Annotated in this window: 16 protein-coding genes; 3 read left to right on the top strand and 13 right to left on the bottom strand. The window is 60.1% G+C overall.

Annotation, left to right across the window (positions count from 1 at the left end):
* Positions 1-133 precede the first annotated feature (133 nt).
* Positions 134-910, top strand: a complete 777-nt coding sequence (gene radC, locus TRM7557_RS12130) for a RadC family protein (protein ID WP_058290471.1) — start codon at positions 134-136, stop codon at positions 908-910.
* Between the two features lie 3 nt (positions 911-913).
* Here radC and TRM7557_RS12135 read toward each other — a convergent pair whose 3' ends face one another.
* From TRM7557_RS12135 to TRM7557_RS12180, 10 genes are all read right to left on the bottom strand, one after another.
* Positions 914-2821, bottom strand: coding sequence for a beta-galactosidase (locus TRM7557_RS12135; RefSeq protein ID WP_058290472.1), 1908 nt, complete (start codon positions 2819-2821; stop codon positions 914-916).
* A 7-nt stretch (positions 2822-2828) separates the two neighbouring features.
* On the bottom strand, positions 2829-3668 hold the full coding sequence (locus TRM7557_RS12140; RefSeq protein ID WP_058290473.1) for an SMP-30/gluconolactonase/LRE family protein: 840 nt from the start codon (positions 3666-3668) through the stop codon (positions 2829-2831).
* On the bottom strand, positions 3668-4273 hold the full coding sequence (locus TRM7557_RS12145; protein WP_058290474.1) for a 2-dehydro-3-deoxy-6-phosphogalactonate aldolase: 606 nt from the start codon (positions 4271-4273) through the stop codon (positions 3668-3670). Before TRM7557_RS12145 ends, TRM7557_RS12140 begins: the two co-directional genes overlap by 1 nt.
* A 3-nt stretch (positions 4274-4276) precedes the next feature.
* Entirely contained in the window at positions 4277-5200 is a 924-nt protein-coding gene (locus TRM7557_RS12150) for a 2-dehydro-3-deoxygalactonokinase (RefSeq protein WP_058290475.1), read from the bottom strand.
* The gene (locus TRM7557_RS12155) at positions 5197-5967 is read right to left on the bottom strand and encodes an SDR family NAD(P)-dependent oxidoreductase (protein ID WP_058290476.1); all 771 of its coding nucleotides are present in this window, start codon (positions 5965-5967) and stop codon (positions 5197-5199) included. Before TRM7557_RS12155 ends, TRM7557_RS12150 begins: the two co-directional genes overlap by 4 nt.
* 2 nt (positions 5968-5969) lie before the next feature.
* Positions 5970-7679, bottom strand: a complete 1710-nt coding sequence (locus tag TRM7557_RS12160) for an IlvD/Edd family dehydratase (RefSeq protein WP_058290477.1) — start codon at positions 7677-7679, stop codon at positions 5970-5972.
* Positions 7676-9763: an alpha-galactosidase gene (locus tag TRM7557_RS12165; protein WP_058290478.1), complete on the bottom strand. Its 2088-nt coding sequence runs from the start codon at positions 9761-9763 to the stop codon at positions 7676-7678. The genes TRM7557_RS12160 and TRM7557_RS12165 overlap by 4 nt, the downstream gene beginning before the upstream one ends.
* Positions 9760-10608, bottom strand: a complete 849-nt coding sequence (locus TRM7557_RS12170) for a carbohydrate ABC transporter permease (RefSeq protein WP_058290479.1) — start codon at positions 10606-10608, stop codon at positions 9760-9762. Before TRM7557_RS12170 ends, TRM7557_RS12165 begins: the two co-directional genes overlap by 4 nt.
* 1 nt (position 10609) lies before the next feature.
* Positions 10610-11533, bottom strand: coding sequence for a carbohydrate ABC transporter permease (locus TRM7557_RS12175; RefSeq protein WP_235811468.1), 924 nt, complete (start codon positions 11531-11533; stop codon positions 10610-10612).
* Positions 11534-11702: 169 nt separating this feature from the next.
* Positions 11703-12959, bottom strand: a complete 1257-nt coding sequence (locus TRM7557_RS12180) for an ABC transporter substrate-binding protein (RefSeq protein WP_058290481.1) — start codon at positions 12957-12959, stop codon at positions 11703-11705.
* Positions 12960-13101: 142 nt separating this feature from the next.
* On the opposite strand from TRM7557_RS12180, the gene TRM7557_RS12185 reads away from it, so the two are divergent.
* Positions 13102-13893, top strand: coding sequence for an IclR family transcriptional regulator (locus TRM7557_RS12185; RefSeq protein ID WP_058290482.1), 792 nt, complete (start codon positions 13102-13104; stop codon positions 13891-13893).
* Positions 13894-13945: 52 nt separating this feature from the next.
* Positions 13946-15007 (top strand): ABC transporter ATP-binding protein, encoded by a 1062-nt coding sequence (locus TRM7557_RS12190; protein WP_058290483.1) that lies wholly within the window; start codon positions 13946-13948, stop codon positions 15005-15007.
* 58 nt (positions 15008-15065) lie between these two features.
* Here the strand turns inward: TRM7557_RS12190 and TRM7557_RS12195 are convergent, their stop codons facing one another.
* The 3 genes from TRM7557_RS12195 to secA form a co-directional block, all read right to left on the bottom strand.
* Positions 15066-16622: a phosphate ABC transporter substrate-binding/OmpA family protein gene (locus TRM7557_RS12195; RefSeq protein ID WP_058290484.1), complete on the bottom strand. Its 1557-nt coding sequence runs from the start codon at positions 16620-16622 to the stop codon at positions 15066-15068.
* Positions 16623-16645: 23 nt separating this feature from the next.
* Entirely contained in the window at positions 16646-17503 is an 858-nt protein-coding gene (locus TRM7557_RS12200; RefSeq protein WP_074941780.1) for a hypothetical protein, read from the bottom strand.
* A gap of 149 nt (positions 17504-17652) precedes the next feature.
* Positions 17653-20349 carry a preprotein translocase subunit SecA gene (secA, locus tag TRM7557_RS12205; RefSeq protein ID WP_058290486.1) on the bottom strand — a complete coding sequence of 899 codons (2697 nt, stop codon included), beginning with the start codon at positions 20347-20349 and terminating at the stop codon, positions 17653-17655.
* Between the last annotated feature and the right edge of the window lie 169 nt (positions 20350-20518).

Consider the following 20518-nt stretch of genomic DNA (forward strand, 5'->3'; position numbering starts at 1 on the left):
CGCTTTTTCGTTTCCACCCTCGGCACCGTCACCCGGTGTACGGGGGGTGCACAGAGGGTGTACGGAGATCACCCCCCCCTCGGCTCCGGTTACATTAACCCTTCATCAACCAAGATGGCGTCACCATGGCCACATGGTGACCCGTGGCGTGTTCAACGATTCTCAGATCCCGCTCTTTGATCAGGGCGATGAAACCCCGGCAGATCCATTGCCCGCGGGGGCCAAAAGGCGGGAAGCTCCCTCCTATCTCAAAGACCACCGCGCCCGCCTGCGGCAACGTTTCATGGCCGGTGGCGCGGCCGCTATGCCGGATTATGAGCTGCTGGAACTGATCCTGTTCCGCTCCATCCCGCGCCGTGATGTGAAACCCATCGCGCGCCAACTTTTGGACCAGTTCGGCGATTTCAACCGCGTCATCACCGCCCCACCTGAACGGCTGGCCGAAGTGCCCGGCATTGGCGAGGCAGTGATTGTCGACCTCAAGGTGCTAGAAGCCGCCGCCGGCCGCATGGCACGCGCCAAGGTGCTGCAAAAACATGTGATTTCCAGTTGGGATGCGCTGCTCGACTACTGTCACACCACAATGGCCCATCGCGAAACGGAACAATTTCGCGTCCTTTTCCTTGACCGCAAGAACGTGCTCATCGCCGATGAGGCGCAGGCCCAAGGCACGGTCGATCACGTGCCGGTCTACCCCCGCGAGGTGGCAAAAAGGGCGCTCGAGTTGAACTCCAGCGCCCTTATTCTTGTGCACAATCACCCCTCAGGGGACCCCACCCCATCCGAGGCCGATATTCAGATGACCGCCCAGATCGACATGGCGCTCAGCGCGCTTGGCATTGCCTTGCACGACCATCTGATCATCGGCGCGGATGCTGAGATTTCCTTTCGCGCCGAGGGGCTTCTTTAGAGGTTAAAGATCAATCCGCAACACGCCCGCCGCCGGCAGAAGACCCACTTCGGTCTCTACGGGGCCTGCATTGTGGTTGAACCAGAACTCCTCGGTCGCGGTGCGGCGGGTGCGCACCCCTTCGGGCATTTTCCGCATTGCCAGACCCGCCGCTTCGCCCAGCTGGGCGACCAGACGGTCCATGCCGGCCTCATCGAGCCAGCCACCGCAATAGGTCTGTTTGCCCGCGCGCAGCGCCACGGCAGCGCCTGCTTCGGTCTGCATGACCACTTCGGCTTCGCCTTCCAGCTCTTCCAGATAGAGCATCGCATGGCCGCCACCGGCAAGCGGCACCGGCATGTCCGGGCGGATGGTTTCCAGACGCGACACGGTCACATCCAGACCCGGCAGCGCCGGCGGCAGGGGCGCAGTAGGAATTCGGAAATTTGCATCCCGCGCGGCCGAACGCGGACCATACAGAACCTCAACACCGCTTGCAGCCAATGCGGCCTTCAGGTCTTCGGCCACATGCATCATGCCCGGCACGACCACGAGGCCGTAGCCCGTGAAATCGCGCGTATTCGGTGGCAGGATGTCCACGGTCAGACCCGCACGACGCAGGCCACGATAGTGGTCGAGGATCAGGCCAAAGTAATCAAGGCCCTGCCCCTGCGGCTGTGTGCTCCAGGCCCAGTCAGCATCGTAGTCAAAGATGATCGCTACAGGCGCCTGCGCGGGCTGCACATCAGGGGCCTGCTGCAGCTCGTAGGCCACGTGGCAGGCCTCGTCCATCGCGGGCGCGTCTTTGCTGTCGGGACGCAGCATGCCTGCGTGCAGCTGTTCCTGCGCAAAAGGCGCCTGACGCCAGCGGAAGTAGCAGACAGCTTCGGCCCCATGGGCGAAGGCTTCCCAACTCCACAGACGGACCATGCCCGGCAGCGGCGAGGGGTTATAAGGCGCCCAGTTTACGGGGCCTGGCTGCTGTTCCATCACCCACCAGCGGCCCTTGCCAACAGCGCGATAGAGGTCATGGTGCAGCGCCTGAAAATCAGGATCGCCCTGTCGCGCATATTTGCGCTGGTTCTCAACGGTGGCACCGACACGGTCTTCAAGGAAGCCAAGCGGGTAGCTGTCCCAGGTCGCGATCTCCAGATCATCGCCCACTTTGAAGTGATCGAAATCGGTGATGCGCCCCATGTAGTTGTGGGACACCGGCGCGTCGGAAAACTCCTTGATGATCTCCACCTGCGCGCGATTGAACGCCACCACCTGATCCGAGCTGAACCGTTTGAACGCATGCACATGCGACGGGTTGGGTTCGGTCACGGTCAGGTTCGGCAGCTCGATCTCGGCAAAGTCGCGATATTCCATCGACCAGAAGATATTGCCCCAGGCCTCGTTCAGCGCGTTGATATCGCCACTGAACTGCGCCCGCAGCCAGTCCTGAAACGCGGCGCGAGCCGCCGGAGAATAGCTGATGATCGTGTCGTGGCAGCCGTATTCATTGTCCGTCTGCCAGGCGCTCACATGTGGGTTGCCGCCAAAACGTTCGGCCATCGCGCGGGTGATGCGCTGGCTTTCCGCGAAATAGCCCTTGTGGCTAAAGCAGTAGTGACGGCGCGAGCCGAAACCACGCGGGCGGCCTTCGGCATCCACGGCAAACATATCGGGATGCTTATCCGCCATCCAGCGCGGCGGCGTCGCGGTGGGTGTGCCCAGCACGACCTTGAGACCATAAGAGCCCAAAACCGCAATCGCGCGCTCCATCCAATCCCAGTGGAATTCGCCCGGATTAGGCTCGATCCGGGACCAGGAGAATTCGCCAATGCGAACCCAGGTCAGACCCGCTTCGGCCATGCGGCGCGCGTCTTCTTCCCAGATCGTTTCAGGCCAGTGTTCGGGGTAATAGCAGGTGCCAAGCGTGCGTTTCATGATGTCCTCACAGGATCACTTGGTGTTCGCGCTGTCCGCGCGTGTTTGTTTCAATGGCAAAGGTCTTGCCGGCATCAGCGTCCTCTACACCATCTGCAGCGGTGGTGACATAGAGGGTTGAAAGATCCGCTCCGCCAAAAGCTGGGCAGGACGCCTGCGGTGTCGGTACCGAAAAGGTTTCCAGCAGCGTGCCATCCGGCGCATAACAGGCCACACGGGACGCATCCCACTGGGCATTCCAGAAGTTGCCATTGGCATCCACAACGGCGCCATCCGCGCCAAAATCTTCCTCCGCCAGATCAAGGAAGACTTCGGGCACACCCTCGGGCCAGCCATCCGCCGCCGCCAGAGGCTGGCGCATCACCTGACCCTTGGCGGTATCAACGTAGTAAGCACAGGATCGATCCGGCGCGAAACAGATCGCATTCGTGATCGTCACATCCGGCACAAGGGTGCGCAGCGCGCCCCTGTAGTAGCGGTAAATCGCACCAGCGCCGGGTTCAGCGTTATAGCCCATGGTGCCAATCCAGAAACCGCCCCAGGGATCCGCGCGTCCATCATTCGACCGCGTGACCTCATTGTCGGCTTCCAGCGCGCACAGATACGCCTGCTCGCCGGTTTCCAGATCAAACGTCCACAGGGCCGAAGCGCTGGCCATGATCAGCCTGTCGTGATCCACCCACCCCGCAGCCGAGACGCATTCGTCAAAATCCCAGTGGTGCTCTGCCCCGTCCACCACGGTCAAAAGCTTCTTGCCCAGAATGTCGAACCAGAAAAACTGAGCGCGCTCTGGATGCCAGAACGCGCCTTCGCCCAAGATACACTTGGTTTGGCTGAACACCGCCATTAGCCGTAGACCGCGTCGTAGGCTTTGACCATATCGGTCGCAATGGGGGTGATTTCCTCGGCTGTGCGGCCGGGTTTGTAAAGGCTGGAGCCAATGCCAAACCCCGTTGCGCCAGCGGCCTGCCAGTCGGCGAAATCTTCCGGGCCAACACCGCCCACGGCAAAGGTGGGTGCGTCTTTGGGCAGCACGGCCTTCAGCGCTTTGAACCCATCCAGCCCCAGCTTGAACGCCGGGAAGAACTTCAGACCATCTGCGCCCGCGCGCAGAGCTGCGAAGCATTCGGTCGGGGTCATGACACCGGGGTAAGACAACATGCGGGCTGCCTTGGTCGCCATAATGACATCAGAGTTGGCATCCGGGGACACCACCATTTTGGCACCGATTGCGGCAAGACGCGCAACCGATTGCGTGTCCAGCACGGTGCCTGCCCCGATCAAGGCGCGGTCGCCTGCGTGCTCTACCATTGCAGCAATGCTGTCGAACGGATCCGGGGAGTTCAGCGGCACTTCGATCTTGGTGATCCCAGCAGCGATCAGCGCATCGGTGACGGGAATGGCTTCTTCGGGCGTGATGCCGCGCAGAATTGCGATAATATCTCGGGACATGGGCTAAACCTCTTGGTTCAAGTGCGCATGGGCTGCGCGCAGCCCTGCAAGTGTCGTCTCTTCAGCATTGGCAATTGTGGCATCTGCCCCCTGCTGGGACAGCGCCGCCGCATAGGCGCTCGCCATGCCGTTCTCGCCAACGATAATAACAGATCGCCCGCTCCACGACGGGCGTGCGGCCTCAATCTCTGCGCCGACCAGAAGGCCGGACAGGCGGGCGCGGCTTGCCACCGGGGACAGATCCGCCAACAGGGCCTCTGCGCGCAGGCTGAACATGGCGCTCAGCAGGGCTGCGGGATCCTTGCGCGCAATCTCACAGCCTTGAGCGAAGGCGTCGTCATCCCAGCCGTCTTCGGCCACAGTGTGGCGCAGCACGGATTCGGTTGAAATCAGATGGAAGGCCTCGCCGCTCATGAAGGTGGCGAAGCGATTGATCCGACCGCCCGAGACGCAGGCCCATTTGGTGTGTGTGCCCGGCAGGCAGATGACGCCATCAAGATCGGGGTTGGCCGCCAGAACGCCTGCAATCTGCGTTTCCTCGCCGCGCATTACATCGGCGGGCGCGATCTGCTTCACCCCCGGCAGGATATGCACGGACAAGCGCGCATCCACCGTCGCAACCTTCGTTGCCGCAGCAATGGAAGGCGGCGAACACGGCGTCGCAGCATAGGGGGCCTCGGCCCAGCCCTGACGCGAACCTGCCATGCCGCAGACCACGACAGTCAGACAGCCGCTGGTCGGCAGATAAGGCTCTAACTCGGCGATAAGTACGGATTCATAATCTTCTTGGGCAATGGCCCCCATGCCGCGATCGGAATCGATCCGGGTCAGGGGGCTCCCCTCTGCATCCATGGGCCAGAGCCGCAGATGGGAGGTGCCCCAATCTGCCGCCACCCAAGTTGCGGTCTTGGTCGTCGCAGAACTCATCCCGACACCACCACGCCGCCGTCAACCACCAGCGCCTGACCAGAGATCATGCGAGAGGTTTTGGACGACAGGAACAGGGTCGATTCCACGATGTCCTGCGGTGCCAGATGATCCTTCAGGCACTGGCGTTCCAGATGGCCTGCCAGCGCTTCGGGCGTGGCCCATTTGTCGAGCTGCTTTTCGGTCAGAACCCAGCCCGGCGCCAGCGCGTTCACGCGGATGCGGTCGGGGCCAAATTCGCGCGCAAGGCTGCGGGTCATACCGTTGATGCCCGAATTTGCAGTGGTGTAGGCCGGATAGCCAGTGTTGCCCATCATGTAGCTGATCGAGGTGAAGTTGACGATGGACCCGCCACCCAGTTCCTTCATGCCGGGAATCACTGCCTGACAGGCAAAGAAATAGGCTTTGAGGTTGATCGACTGCGACCAGTCCCAGAAGTCTTCTTCCACGTCCAGCGTCTCGTGACGCTGATCGTTGGCGGCGTTGTTGACCAGTACGCCAATGGGGCCATGGGCCTCTGCCGCCTGCGCAATCGCGGCTTTCAGCGCCGCAATGTCGGTGATGTCGCATTGGATGAACAGCGGGCGGTTGCCGGTCTCTGCTTCCATGCGATCCACAAAGGCCGTGGCATCCGAGCGGCCCACAAAGGCCACTTTTGCACCCTGACGCAGGAACCCTTCGGTCAAGGAAGCGCCAATGCCGGATCCGCCCCCCGTGATAAAGACAGAAGCGCCGCTCAGGTCGTGAAATGTCGCGTTAAAATCCATAATTAGTGGCTCTCCCGTGTCACAGGGCGGGTGTCTTTGCCCACCAGGAAATCAAGGTCAGCCCCTTGGTCCGCCTGCAGCACGTGATCGACGTACATTTTGGCGTATCCACGGGTATAATGAGGTTCGGGTTGGACCCATTCGGCGCGGCGGGCCTCCAGCTCTTCTTCCGAGACCAGCAGTTCCAGCACGCCAGTGGAGGCGGAAACCTTGATGCGGTCGCCGGTTTTGACCAATGCGATGGGGCCGCCGGCGGTGGCTTCGGGGGCCACATGCAGGATCACCGTGCCAAAGGCGGTGCCGGACATGCGCGCGTCTGACACGCGCACAATGTCGCGCACGCCTTGTTTGACCAGCTTGGCCGGTACCGGCATATCGCCCACTTCGGGCATGCCCGGATAGCCTTTGGGGCCACAGTTTTTCAGAACGAGGATAGAGTTTTCATCCACCGGCAGATCGTCGCGGTCGATATTGGCCTTCAGCTCTTCGATGGTCTCGAACACATAGGCTTCGCCTTCGTGCTCCAGCAGATGATCCGAGGCCGCCGAGGGTTTCACAATCGCACCGCGCGGGGCGAGGTTGCCGCGCAGAACGCGCAGACCAGCCGCCGGTTTGCGCGGTTCGTCATAGGCAAAGATGACGTCGCGGTTATAACACTCGGCCTCTTCGTAGTAGTGCGAGATATCCTTGCCCATCACAGTCTGTGCCGGGCGCAGTTTGTGGGCAACTTCTTTCAGCACCACCGGAACACCGCCGGCATAGCAGAAGTCTTCCATCAGGTATTTACCCGAGGGCATGCAGTTGACCAGAAGCGGGATCTCTCCACCGATCTCGAAATCTTCAAGCGTCAGGTCAATGCCCACACGACCCGCCAGCGCCAATAGGTGCACAACCGCATTGGTCGACCCCCCCAGCGCCGCATTGGCGACGATGGCGTTCTGGAAGCTTTCTTTGGTCAGCACGTCGGACAACTTCAGGTCTTCTTCGACCATCTCCACGATGCGTTTGCCGGTCATATGCGCCAGCGCCATGCGGCGGGCGTCCACCGCCGGCAGGGAGCCGTTCATCGGCAGGCACAGGCCCATGGCCTCAGACAGGGAGGACGTCGTGGACGCGGTGCCCATGGTCATGCAGACGCCCTTGGACCGGGACATGCCGGATTCGGTCGCCATGAAGTCCTTGAGCGTCATGTCGCCCGCTTTGACGTCCATCGCAAACTTGCGCACATCGGTGCCAGAGCCCAGATCGCGGCCCTTCCACTTGCCATTCAGCATCGGACCGGCAGAGACAACGATAGAAGGCAAATCGACCGAGGCCGCGCCCATCAGCTGACCCGGTGTGGTCTTGTCGCAACCGCCCAGCAGCACAACGCCATCCATGCCATAAGCGCGGATCGATTCTTCCACGTCCATTGCCAGCAGGTTGCGAAACAGCATCGCGGTCGGCTTCATCTGGGTTTCCCCCAGAGACATCACCGGGAATTCCACCGGGAAACCGCCGGCCTCCCAAACGCCACGCTTCACGCCCTCGGCCAGTTCGCGCAGGCCAGAGTTGCAGGGCGTCAGTTCCGACCAGGTGTTGCAGATGCCAATAACGGGGCGACCGTCAAAAGCATGGTCCGGGAAACCTTGGTTCTTCATCCAGGACCGGCGGATAAAGCCGTCCTTGTCCAGCATGCCATACCAGCCGCGATTGCGTCTTTCTTTGGTCATGTTCTTTGTCCTTCAAACACCCATAGGGTCTGGGGGTAGCCCCATGGCAGGGTCACGCCCTGATGCATCAAATATTGTCCAGAAAGCGCGGCTTCCCCGGTAGAAAGAAGCGGCGCGCCACGGCTCTGCCAATCGAGAACCGGGCTTTGGCTGAGGGGGGTCAACCGATATGTCGACGCCGCGTCAAGCCCTGTCAGGCGCAAGGGCCGCGGCAGGACCGAGCGGGTGGATTGCGTCAGCCCGGCAAAGACAACGAAACGGTCGCCCTCTTCCGAGATCTGCATTTCACCCGTCACCGCCAGGTCGTCGGCGTCCAGTCGCAGGATATCACCACGCGCCATCCAGCTGCGGTTTTCCTTCCACCAGCTGGTGATCCGGCGCAGGGTCGCAGTTTCCGCCTCATCCAGCTCGCGCGGGTCCATTTCGAACCCCATGTGACGCTGCGCGGCGACCCAGGCGCGGGTTTCCATGTCCAGATGGCGACCCGATGTGTGGCAATGGCGCGGGCCAACATGGCTGCCGGTCACTGCCATGGGCAGGAACAGGGCGGAGTCATGCTGAATGCGCAGCCGCTCCATCGCGTCATTGCTGTCCGACAGCCACACCCGCTGGCAATGCGCCATGGCGCCAAAGTCGATGCGGCCGCCGCCAGAAGCGCAGCTTTCAAATTCCACACCGGGATGCGCCGTACGCAGCCGGGCAATCAAATCGTAGTACCCACGCGCTTGCGCGGCGTCCGGCGTCGGCAGCACGCGATTGTGGTCCCATTTGACATAATCGATGTCATAGGCGCCGAGCACCGCATCGATCTTTTCAAACAGATAGTCACGCACCTCCGCGCGGGACAGATCCAGCACCATCTGATTGCGCCCCAGCACCTGATCGGGCGCGCCAAGCGCCCAATTGGGGTGTGCGCGATACAGATCGCTATCCGGGTTCACCATCTCCGGTTCAAACCAGATGCCGAAGGTCATATTCAGGCTCTGAATATGGGAAATCAGCGGGGTGAGCCCGTCGGGGTATTTGCGCGGATCAATGTCCCAATCCCCCAAAGACGAGGTGTCATCGTCGCGTTTGCCGAACCAGCCGTCATCCAGAACAAACCGTTCCGCGCCCAGTTCCGCAGCGCGGTTGGCAATGGATTTCAACGCGTCCAGATCATGATCGAAATAGATCGCTTCCCAGCAGTTGTAGTGCACGGGACGCGGGCGATTGGCGTCAGGCCAGGTCACCACACGATCGCGCAGGTGACGTTGGAACGCCACGGCGCAGCCATTCAGGCCAATATCAGAGCGCACGGCATAAAGCGTCGCGGTCTCAAACGCTGTCGCAGGTTCAACCTCGGTGCCAGAGGCATGGCCAAACTGCACCTGACGGCGACCATCCGAGAGCTCTTCTGCCACCATACGGTGCCCACCGGACCAACCGTAGTGGAAGGCCACTGCTTCGCCCCGAGTGTTTGTCGTGCCGCGTGCGGGCAGGATCAGGCCGGGGAAGTGTTCATGTCCCGTGCGCCCGGTGCGGTTTTCACGCAGGCGGATGCCCGGCGTCCACGGGGTGCGCTCACTGCGAAACTCGCCAATCCAGCGGCCAGAGAAGTCAATCATCTCATCGCCGGACTGCGGTGCCGGGAAGACCGGGGCCGAAAGCCAGCTCAGACGCCGCGGACGATCCGCACGCAGCCGTGATTGGGCGGAAACAACCGAGGTCTGCGGATCAAGGGCGAAATCGGCCTCATAAGTGAGGCCGAGATCCTGGTCACAGTAGCGCAGTGTCAGAGCCTGTTCATCGCCTTCAGCGGCAACAAAGACAAAGCGCGGCAGCAAGGGGGCGCCGTCAGCCTCAGCAACATGCAGTCCTGGCTGACCGGGGAAGGTGCTGGACGCTTCCGGACAAATGGACAGGTTTGGGTTCTCGTCCAACATGCCACCCGTCACGTCGGGCGCACCCGCTGCAACGATCACCGCAGGGTCTGTGCCGTCAGGCAGGCGCGGTCCCCAATAGGCGACCTCGGGCAGCGCCCCGCCATGTGATGCGAGGAGGAGCGTCTGCCCGTTGTCTTGCAGAACCCAAGTCTGGATCATTTCACCGCGCCCAGTGTCAGGCCCGCAATAAAGTGGCGCTGCATCAGGAAGAACATTGCCACCGGCGGCAGGGCTGCCACAATCGAACCGGCGCTCATCAGATGATAGGCGGCGCGGTATTGCGCGTTAAACGAGGTAATCCCCGCTGTGACCGGCTGGCTTTCTGCACCCTGGGTCAGAACAACAGCCCAGAAGTAGTCATTCCAGATGAAAGTAAAGATCAGCACAGACAGCGCCGCAATCGCGGGCTTCATCAGCGGGAGAACCACAAACCAGAAGATCCGCCATTCGGCCACGCCCTCGACCCGTGCGGCCTCGATCAGTTCAAACGGCAGCGCGCGGATGAAATTGCGCATGAACAGCGTGCAGAAGCCGGTCTGGAAGGCCACGTGGAACAGCACCAGGCCCAGCTTGGTGTTATAGAGTCCCATGTCCAGCGTCAGGTCACGCACCGGAACCATCAGGATCTGGAACGGAACGAAGTTGCCCGCCACAAACATGAAGAACAGCAGCAGATTGCCGCGGAACTTGTACACCCCCAGCGCAAAGCCGGTCATGCAGGACAACGCCACCGCACCAATCACTGTTGGCACCGTGATCATCACGGAGTTCCACAGGTAGCGCGGCATGTCGGAGGCAAAGAACACCTTGCCGTAGTTTTCAAACCCCTGGAACGAGGACGGCATGCCCCAATAGTTACCGGTGGTGAAATCAACGTCAGGTTTGACCGAAAAGACCGCCACAGCGATCAGTGGCAGAAGCCACATGATCAGCGCCAGCGGCACCAGCGCCTGATAGGTGGTTTGCCACGCAGTCGAGGCTTGTTGGATAGGACGGGGGAACATCTCAGCGTGCTCCTTTTTCTTCTTGGTACATCGACCACAGGAAGTAGGCGATGAAGCACAGCATGATGAGGAACAGAACCACGGCAATCGCAGCGCCATAGCCCATGCGGAAGCCATATTCCGACAGGGCTTTTTCGAACATATAGAACGACAGCACGCGGGACTGACCGAAGGGGCCACCGTTGGTCATGATGGAGATCAGGTCGAACGAACGCAGCGCGCCGATGATGGTCACAACGAAAGCGATAAAGGTCGCGGGACGCAGCTGCGGAACAATCACATGCCACAGCATGCGCCAGCCCTTTGCGCCATCGAGACGCGCTGCTTCGACCTGTTCGGGGTCCACAGCATTCAGACCGGTGAGATAGAGGATCATACAATACGCCGTCTGCGGCCAGAGGCCTGCGGCGATAATGCCATAGGTCACCAGTTTCGGGTCACCCAGCACGTTTACCGGGTCAAAGCCAAAGAAGCCCAGCATCTGATTGAGCAGACCAAAGGTCGGATCATAGAACCAGGTGAACACCAGGCCGACAACAACCTGAGAGATCACGAAGGGGAAGAAGAACAGCGATTTATACAGGCGGATGCCCACGACATTCTGGTTCAAGAACAGGGCAATGCCCAGACCCGCCGGGATCGCCAGCAGATAGAGCGCCAGCCATTTGAAGTTGTTCCAGAGAGACACCTCAAACGCGCGGTCGTCCAGCAGCTCGACATAGTTCTCAACGCCCACATATGTGGGTTCGCCTAGGCCGTCCCATGCGTAGAAAGAGAGGTTGAAGCTCTGCAGGATCGGAAAGATCACGTAGAAAGCAAAGAAAAGCACGCCTGGCAGAAGGAACATCGCAGGCGCAAGCGCCTGTCGGTTGCGCCGGATCCAGCCGGGTGCGCCATGCGAATGGGATATGGTCGCGTCGGTCAAGGGAAACTCCCGGAACATCAGGCCCGCCCTGCAACCAAATCGAAATCAGGTGCAAAAGCGGGCGTGGCTTGGTTGAAATACGGTCTGGTGAGGAGCGGGTCTTGGGAGGCCACTGGGGCCAGACCGCAGTGTGGCGCGGGCGAAGCAAGCTCCGCCCGGCCGGAGAGGTTTATTTGTAAACGCGGCTGCGAGTCTTCTCGAGACGGTTCAGGATGTCATCCAGATTGTCCGGGAACACCATGAACTCCTGGAAGCCTTCCATAGCAACCGATGCCATTTCCGCCGGTGCGTCGCGGTCAAAGAACTGCGCAATACCGCCCGGCGCGTTGGAGGACAGCATCTCGAAGCCCTGGTTCAGCATCTCGTCATCATCCACAGAAGACTGTGCGTTGACGGGCAGCTGACCCAGTGCAGAACCGGAGTTGATCTCAGTCTGAACGTCCGCGGAAACCACATAGCGCAGGAATTCACGCGCGGCTTCTTTGTTGGAAGCACCTGCCGGGATGTGGAAGGTGTCGGTCGGTGCGTCTTCGGCCAGCTCAACACCGTCGGTGATCGCCGGGAACTGGTAGAAGTCCAGCTTGTCGGTGTCGAGACCCGCTTCGCGCAGCGGTGCCACGGCGAAGTTGCCCATCAGATAAGCGGTTGCTTCACCGTTGACCATGAACGGCAGCGCTTCCTGCCAGCTGTAGGACTGGTGGTTGTCGATGAAGGCGCCCATGTCGACCAGCTCGCGCCAGTTTGCAAAGGTTGCTTTTACGCGGTCGTCGGTCCAGGCCACTTCGCCATTGGTCAGCGCCATGTGGAAGTCATAGCCGTTGGTGCGCATGTTCAGGTAGTCGAACCAGCCACCGGCGGTCCACAGGAACTTGGACCCAATGGTGAAACACTTGCGACCGGAGTCGAGGATCTTCTGGCAGTTGTCTTTGAAGGTCGCCCAGTCTTTCGGCTCTTCGAGACCCAGCTCTTTGTAGATGTCTTCGCGGTAGTAGACGCCCCACTGATAGTAGGTGTACGGCACGCCGTACTGCTTGCCGTCGATGGTCATCGCACCTTTGGTGGAGGCCAGATTGTCGGCAAGCGCAGGCTCGGCCCACAGGTCAGAGATGTCTTCGAACAGGTCTGCGTTCACATAGGGACGCATACGGTTCGCTGCGTACCAGTTGGCAACATCCGGCGCGTTTGCGGTCAGGAAGTTGCGGATCTGGGTTTTATACGCTTCGCGGTCGATGATGGTCAGCTCGACGGTCAGGTCGGGGTGCAGCGCATCAAAATCGGACGCCATCTTTTCCATTACCGCACGCGGTGCCGGGTTGGACATGTCCGAAAAGATCTTGAGCGTACCGCTCAGATCGGATGCCTGTGCAGAGGCACAGAGGCCTGCGGCCATAGCGAGGCCTGCGGCCGTTCCCTTCAGCAAATTCATGGTTTCCTCCCATTTAAGATGCTGGTTATCTTGGTTTCATTTAGTGGAACCAGTTTCCAACTATTGAAACCATGAACTGCAACCGCTATGAATGTCAACAGTCTCTTCGTTTTTCGACACGACAGAGGCAGGGAGGACTTGCATGACAGCGCAAAAAATGCCGCAGCGCAGCGCCGATGGAACTGTTGGCAAAGCATTGGAAATTTTGGATCAGGTGGCCGAATTTGGCCGTCCGGTTCGCTTTGGCGAACTGCTTGCTGCATCCGAACATCCCAAGGCAACACTGTATCGTTTGGTGCAAACCCTGACGAATCAGGGAATGCTGAGCTTTGACGTAGAAAAGCAGACCTACGCACCCGGATTGCGTCTGGTGCGCCTTGCCCATGCGGCCTGGCGACAAAGCTCTCTGGCCCCGGTCGCCCGCCCTTTCATCGACAAGCTGTCCTCTGCCGTGGGCGAGACAATCCACCTCGCTCAGCTGGATCGCGGGCAGGTTCTATATGTCGATAAACGAAATGCGACCCAGCCGATCGAGATGTTCAGCCAAGCCGGTAAAATCGGCCCCGGCTACTGCACAGGCGTCGGCAAGGCGATGATCGCGCATCTGGGGGATGAAGCCCGCGAAGATGCCATTCACCGTCAGGCGTTCTTTGCCCACACGCCGCACACGCTTGCCACGGAAGACGCGTTCCGCGCCGAACTGGACGAAATCCGCACCGAAGGTGTGGCCTATGACCGCGAAGAACACGAACCCGGCATTATCTGCATTTCCGCCCCGATCCTATCGGAGACGGGCCGCGTGATCGGGGCGCTCTCGATCACCTCATCCATGCAGCGCCAATCACTGGAAGGCCTGACGGCGTTCCGATCGATTCTCCTGCAAACCGCCAATGACATCGCGAAGGCTGCCGAAAATTGGCAGTTCCCAAGCTGACAAGAGTAACCAGCCTGCCCAAGACGGCGGGCCACAAGAAGGACGACCTGACATGACCGGTGTCACGCTGAACAAAGCCGTGAAAAAATACGGCGACATCCAGACCATCTTTGACGTGGATCTCGACATCAAGGACGGCGAATTCTGCGTCTTTGTGGGCCCGTCGGGCTGCGGTAAATCCACCCTGCTGCGGATGATTGCAGGCCTTGAAGAAACCACCGCAGGCGAGATCCACATTGGATCGCGCGATGTGACCAATGTTGAGGCCGCCGAGCGTGGCGTGGCAATGGTGTTCCAGTCCTATGCGCTCTATCCGCATATGACGGTCGAAGACAACATGGGCTTTGGTCTGAAAATGAACGGCCACCCCAAGGCCGAGATCAAAGAAAAAGTCGCCGAAGCCTCGCGCGTTCTGAAGCTGGACGATTACCTGAAGCGCAAGCCCAAGGCGCTGTCCGGTGGCCAGCGTCAGCGTGTCGCCATTGGCCGTGCGATTGTGCGCGGCCCCGAAGTGTTCCTGTTTGACGAACCGCTCTCCAACCTCGACGCGGAACTGCGCGTTGACATGCGGGTCGAGATCGCGCGCCTGCACAAGGAAATCGGCGCCACCATGATCTATGTCACCCACGATCAGGTCGAAGCCATGACGCTGGCGGACAAAATCGTGGTTCTGCGCGCCGGTCGCGTCGAACAGGTTGGTGCGCCGATGGAACTGTATAATGATCCCGACAACAAATTTGTCGCGGGCTTCATTGGCTCGCCCAGCATGAACTTCGTCGAAGGCGAAGTGGTGGGCGGCAAGGTCACCGTGCCAGCCTTTGGCGGTCGCGAGATCACAACATCCGTGGCCCTGCCCGGCGAAGGCAGCAAGGTCATTGTTGGCCTGCGCCCGCAGAACATTCTGGTCAAGGCAGATGAAGGCGCGGCCACCCTCGATCTGCGCGAACGTCTGGGTGCGGTGGCCTATGACCACCTGATCTGCGCCGATGGCGCAAAGATCATCGTTGAAACCCGCGGCGATGAAGAGATCGCGGAAGGTTCCAAAGTGACGCTGGAATTCAACGACGAAGACGCCTTCTTCTTCGATGCCGCAACGGAGGCCCGCCTGCGCTAAGGCATCACCTCGGACAGCAAAAAAGAGCCCGGACACATCGCTGCGTCCGGGCTTTTTGTTATTCCAGCCACACCTCGACGCGGCGATTGACCTGCCGCCCCCAGGCGCTGTCATCGCAGGCCATGGGCAGCGCTTCGCCAAAGGCTTCGACGTCAAGACGCACACGTTCAAGGTTTGCCGTCTCTGCCGCCTGCGCCACCGCGTCCCGAACGGCTTGCGCCCGTTTCAGAGCAATCTCGCGGTTCGGACCCGCCGGGCCATCACCATCCGAAAAACCCGCAAAGACCAGCCGCCGGGCATCATAAATCCCGGCCTCCAGGTCACGGGCCAAAAGCTCCACGTTCCCGCGCGACTGCGCATCAAGCCGCGAGGAGCCAACCTCGAACCGGAACGAGGTCGTCATTCGTTTTTTGCCGTCCATCACTTTGATCAGACGCTGCAGCTCTGCCAAAGAGGTCTCTTTCCCCGCGGCCATCAGCGCATTGGCGAGCCGCTCGCCTTGCAAGGCGACCGGCACATGCTCGGGCGATTGGTCCACGAACCCGGCGCGACGGATCACGATCTGCGCAGCCGGACCACGCGCATAGGTCAGAAATTCGCGCGCCACTTTTGGCAGCCTGCGCGCGGGCAGATACAGAAACATCGGCGCTGTCAGCGGGTAATCTTCGGTTTTGATCGAACGGCGATTGGCGCTGAGCGAAAACCCACAGGGTCCGGTCAGTGTCAGAACCCGCGCCGTGCCCGTTTCTGAAAAGCTCGCCAAGCCGATGGCAAACGGGTCTGTGGCAACGGTCCGCACGAGATTGCTCCCCCGGGAGTGGCGACGCGCGCCCTGAGTCACCCCCTGCCCTAGCGGGCGAAGCAGTTTGTCTTCAGCGGCTTGCGCAAGCCCCGACCCGGGGCTGAGCATATCAACCGTTATTGGCGCGTCAGGTCCGCCCAATTGCTGCCAATTGGTAATGTCGCCTGACAAAACGCGGGCCAGTTCCGGGACAGAAATCCGTGTCACCGGGTTTTGCGGCGACACAATCGGCACCATAGCGTCCAGCGCCAGCACGCGGCCGCGATTTGCCGCTGTCAGGTCGCCCATGCCGGCCTCTGCGGCGCGGGTCCGTTCGGCAGCGCGAATCTCGCGAAGCGCCATGACAATATCGGCTTCATCCGCGAGCAGATCCGCAAAGCCTTCGTCCGTGTTATTCACCAGAAAAACAAACCGCGCGACCAGCCGATCCGCGCCGTCCAAAAGTCCGTATTCAAAGCTGTTTCCGTCGAAATCGCGTCGCTGCGTTTGATAGCCATTGCGCAGCGCAAAGCCTTCGATCAAGGCGGGCACCAGAACCTCTGCCATCGAAGACGAGCCGGAAAACACCACCTCGGCGACGAAACCGGACAGGCTGGGACAACCGGGGCCTTCGCACTGCACGCCTGAGCCATCGACGGTCAATTCGCCGAACTGTGTGTCCACACGGTAAAACTCGCCGTCAAAGCCCAAAAGCGTGCCGGTGATTTCAATACTGCCATCGCGCGAAGATAAAGTGACATCCTGCGCAATGGCTCCAAAGCCGGTCGACAGGAATAAAAGTGCAGCACAAAGAGCTGCACGGAAATGTAGCATGAGAAATCCCGAAAACGCCCGTATCAGTTTCGGGAGAGTTTCAGGCTTTCCACCGGATTATTCAACACCAGAAAGTCACCAACTGCATCGCATGCGGGCATCTCAAGCGAAAGCTCGCGGGCGCGCAGCCCACCACCGCGCGCGGACAGGATTTGCACGTTAAGCGGGCGGTTGCAGGTCGTCGAACGAACCTCTGCCTCCAGAGACAGGGCAATCTCGCCTTCCGCGCGCAGTTTGGGCACCGCATGGCTGTAGATCTGCAGAAACTGCGCCGACGGCAGGGATGCGTCGCCCAGCTTCAGGAATTGCCCTGCACCGTCCTCAGCTTGCGACCAGATGTGGCCTGCGCCACCAAACTCCGCCCCATATTCAAAGGCATGCAGCCCAACACCGTGGTCTTCGGCCTGCACCGCAATCCGTTCATAATCCGCCATATCTGACACTTCGGCGCTGGCCATCAGCGTCTCGCCACTTGCCAGCTCGGCCAGAAAGACTGCGGTCTTTGTCATTGCCGGAACAGCCAATTCCAATTGGCCATGATCATCCAGACGCTGCGCAAACATCATGCCTGCATGGTGAAAGGTGACGTTTCCATTAGCATCGCACGGCGCGGACAGCGAAAGCTGGACCATGGCACCTGCTTGCGGCACCGCAGTCATGGAGGTCGCGCAAACCGGGACCTCGGCCTCTTCGAGGACCGCATGCGACAGGGAGGTGTACGTAATGTTTTCGAGCTTCAGCGGAGAGACATCCAGTATCGCAGCGCTTTCGGCGCCCGCCACAGGCGGAGTGTCAGGTCCGCTCTTCTGCATAAACAAGCCTATCCCCAGCACGGCAACGCTGGTGGCGGCAATGGTCAAAGCAGTGGATCTGGACAACATGGAACCTCTCCCAAACACGAAGTGTTAAAGAAAGGTTGCGCAAAAAAGAGGCCGCTTTGTGGCCTCCTGCGGGAGAGAATCTGGCGGCGCCCCCAACCATGCGTCAAAGAAAAACGCGCCCCGCAGAGCGGGACGCGTCTGAATTCAGCTTAGGTCAGTCGCCCGTGGCAATGTTTGAACTTCTTGCCAGAGCCGCAGGGGCATTTGTCGTTGCGCGACGGGTTGCCCCAGGTTGAGGGATCGTTTTCGTCAAAACCTTCAAGCGGCTCTTCCGGCAGTTCCTCGGGCTCTACCGAGGCAGCGGCGCCCATGGCCTGCGCCTGACGGGCGGCCATCTCCATGATCATCTGGCGCTGCTCTTCTTCCGACATCGGACGCACGCGCGACAGCTGTTTGGTCACGTCTTCACGCAGACCGTCGAGCATGGTTTCAAACAGCTGGAAGCTTTCGTTTTTGTATTCGTTCAGCGGGTCACGCTGCGCGTAGCCACGGAAGCCAACAACAGACCGCAGATGTTCAAGCGTCAGCAAATGCTCGCGCCATTTGGCGTCGATTGCCTGCAGCAGAACCTGCTTTTCGATGTTGCGCATGCCCTCGTCGCCAAAGGCTTCGACCTTTTCAGCCATCAGTTTATCGCTGGCCTCGATCAAGCGATCACGGACCTGTTCATCATCGACGCCTTCTTCCGCGGCCCATTCATCAACGGGCACATCAAGATTCAGCTGGTCCACGACGGCGTCTTTCAGACCCGCAGTGTCCCACTGCTCGGCATAGGTGTTGGGCGGCATATAGGCGTCGAGCAGGTCATCAATGACCTCGTGGCGCATGTCAGCAACGATCTCGGCACTGTCTTCAGCCGCCATGATCTCGCGGCGCTGGCCAAAGATGACCTTACGCTGGTCGTTCATCACGTCGTCAAATTTCAGAACGTTTTTACGCATGTCAAAGTTGCGACCTTCGACTTTCGCCTGCGCACGCTCCAGCGATTTGTTCACCCAGGGGTGAATGATCGCCTCGCCTTCCTGCATGCCCAACGACGACAGGATACGATCCAGACGTTCAGAGCCAAAGATGCGCATCAGGTCATCTTCGAGGCTGAGGTAGAAACGGGTCAGGCCCGGATCCCCCTGACGGCCGGAACGACCGCGCAGCTGGTTGTCGATGCGGCGGCTTTCGTGACGTTCAGACGCCAGAACGCACAGGCCACCGGCTTCCAGTACCTTGGTCTTTTCTTCGGCGTGCTTGGCCTCTTCCGAGGTGCGCAGCTCTGCCGGGTCCGCATCCGGGTTGGCTTCCAGCGCTTCCATCACTTTCATCTCGACGTTGCCGCCCAGCTGAATGTCGGTGCCCCGGCCCGCCATATTGGTCGCGATGGTCACGGCCCCCAGACGGCCCGCATCGGCAACAATCTTCGCTTCCTGCTCGTGGTGACGCGCGTTCAGAACATTATGGGGGATGCCCTCTTTTTGCAGCAGCGCGCTCAGCAGTTCGGACTTCTCGATCGAGGTGGTGCCCAGCAGAACGGGCTGCCCTTTGGCGTGCGCCTCTTTGGCCTCGAGGATCATCGCGTTGTATTTTTCTGCCGCAGTCCGGAAGACCTGGTCGTCCTCGTCCTTACGGGCGATCGGCTTGTTGGTCGGCACTTCGACCACCCCAAGGCTGTAGATCTCAGCGAATTCCTCGGCCTCGGTCATTGCGGTGCCGGTCATACCCGACAGTTTGTCGTACAGGCGGAAGTAGTTCTGGAAGGTCACGGAGGCCAGCGTGGTGTTTTCCGGCTGGATTGCGACTTCTTCCTTAGCCTCAAGCGCCTGATGCAGGCCCTCGGACAGACGACGACCGGCCATCATACGACCCGTGAATTCGTCAATCAGAACCACATTGCCATCGCGAACAATATAGTCCTTATCACGCTGGAACAGCGTATGCGCACGCAGGGCTTGGTTCACGTGGTGGACAACGGTGGTGCTTTCGGGATCGTAAAGGCTCGCGTCTTCGCCCAGCAGGCCTGCCGCCTTCAACTGCTGCTCGAGGAATTCATTGCCTTCCTCGGTGAAGGTCACGCCACGGGTTTTCTCGTCCAGTTCGTAGTGTTCTTCGGTCAGCGACGGGATCAGCTTGTCGATCGCCTCGTACAGCTGGGAACGGTCTTCGGCCGGGCCCGAGATAATCAGCGGTGTGCGCGCCTCATCGATCAGGATCGAGTCCACCTCATCGACGATGGCAAAGTTGTGCTGCTTCTGGAACACCTGATCCAGCGAGGGTTTCATATTGTCGCGCAGATAATCGAACCCCAACTCATTGTTGGTCGCATAGGTGACGTCACTGTTATAGGCCGCCATCTTTTCGTCGTCAGGCTGGCCGGACCAAATGACGCCGGTGGTCATGCCCAGTGCGTCGAACACCTTGCTCATCCATTCGCTGTCGCGTTTGGCGAGGTATTCGTTGACGGTTACAACATGCACGCCTTTGCCGGTCAGTGCGTTCAGATAAGCCGGGAAGGTTGCCACAAGGGTTTTGCCCTCACCGGTCTTCATTTCCGAGATATTGCCCTGATGCAGGAAGGTGCCGCCCATCAGCTGGGTGTCAAAGGCGCGCAGACCCAGCGCACGTTTCGCCGCTTCGCGCACATTGGCAAAAGCTTCGGGCAGCAGGTCATCGAGGCTTTCACCGCCGATGGCACGCTGGCGCAGTTCCTCGGTCTTGTCCTTCAGACCCTGATCGCTGAGCGCTTCGAACTCCGGCTCCAGTGCATTGATTTTTGCAATCAGCGGCCGCGTCGCCTTGATCTTGCGGTCATTCGGGGTCCCGAAGATCTTTTTGGCGAGAGTTCCAATACCAAGCATGTGCGCTCCAAAAGTCCTGTTCACTGCCTTTGTAATCGGCAGGCTTGCCCGCCGTGATCGCAACCCATAAACAAGGTGGGAAAGACGGACCTGCCAAAGGCCTCTAGGGATGTAAGCGGCAGGAAAATCAGTGTCAACGCCGCGCCCCGTCGTGGCCGCTATATAGGAA

Origin of the sequence: Tritonibacter multivorans, assembly GCF_001458415.1 — a bacterium.
GTDB classification, from domain to species: Bacteria; Pseudomonadota; Alphaproteobacteria; order Rhodobacterales; family Rhodobacteraceae; genus Epibacterium; species Epibacterium multivorans.

What these genes read in the sequence shown, in the direction of transcription:
- TRM7557_RS12195 (WP_058290484.1), bottom strand. Translation starts at nt 16,622, where the DNA reads ATGCTACATTTCCGTGCAGCTCTTTGTGCTGCACTTTTATTCCTGTCG.
- secA (WP_058290486.1), bottom strand. Translation starts at nt 20,349, where the DNA reads ATGCTTGGTATTGGAACTCTCGCCAAAAAGATCTTCGGGACCCCGAAT.
- TRM7557_RS12140 (WP_058290473.1), bottom strand. Translation starts at nt 3,668, where the DNA reads ATGGCGGTGTTCAGCCAAACCAAGTGTATCTTGGGCGAAGGCGCGTTC.
- TRM7557_RS12145 (WP_058290474.1), bottom strand. Translation starts at nt 4,273, where the DNA reads ATGTCCCGAGATATTATCGCAATTCTGCGCGGCATCACGCCCGAAGAA.
- radC (WP_058290471.1), top strand. Translation starts at nt 134, where the DNA reads ATGGTGACCCGTGGCGTGTTCAACGATTCTCAGATCCCGCTCTTTGAT.
- TRM7557_RS12160 (WP_058290477.1), bottom strand. Translation starts at nt 7,679, where the DNA reads ATGACCAAAGAAAGACGCAATCGCGGCTGGTATGGCATGCTGGACAAG.
- TRM7557_RS12185 (WP_058290482.1), top strand. Translation starts at nt 13,102, where the DNA reads ATGACAGCGCAAAAAATGCCGCAGCGCAGCGCCGATGGAACTGTTGGC.
- TRM7557_RS12155 (WP_058290476.1), bottom strand. Translation starts at nt 5,967, where the DNA reads ATGGATTTTAACGCGACATTTCACGACCTGAGCGGCGCTTCTGTCTTT.
- TRM7557_RS12200 (WP_074941780.1), bottom strand. Translation starts at nt 17,503, where the DNA reads ATGTTGTCCAGATCCACTGCTTTGACCATTGCCGCCACCAGCGTTGCC.
- TRM7557_RS12180 (WP_058290481.1), bottom strand. Translation starts at nt 12,959, where the DNA reads ATGAATTTGCTGAAGGGAACGGCCGCAGGCCTCGCTATGGCCGCAGGC.
- TRM7557_RS12135 (WP_058290472.1), bottom strand. Translation starts at nt 2,821, where the DNA reads ATGAAACGCACGCTTGGCACCTGCTATTACCCCGAACACTGGCCTGAA.
- TRM7557_RS12165 (WP_058290478.1), bottom strand. Translation starts at nt 9,763, where the DNA reads ATGATCCAGACTTGGGTTCTGCAAGACAACGGGCAGACGCTCCTCCTC.
- TRM7557_RS12170 (WP_058290479.1), bottom strand. Translation starts at nt 10,608, where the DNA reads ATGTTCCCCCGTCCTATCCAACAAGCCTCGACTGCGTGGCAAACCACC.
- TRM7557_RS12190 (WP_058290483.1), top strand. Translation starts at nt 13,946, where the DNA reads ATGACCGGTGTCACGCTGAACAAAGCCGTGAAAAAATACGGCGACATC.
- TRM7557_RS12150 (WP_058290475.1), bottom strand. Translation starts at nt 5,200, where the DNA reads ATGAGTTCTGCGACGACCAAGACCGCAACTTGGGTGGCGGCAGATTGG.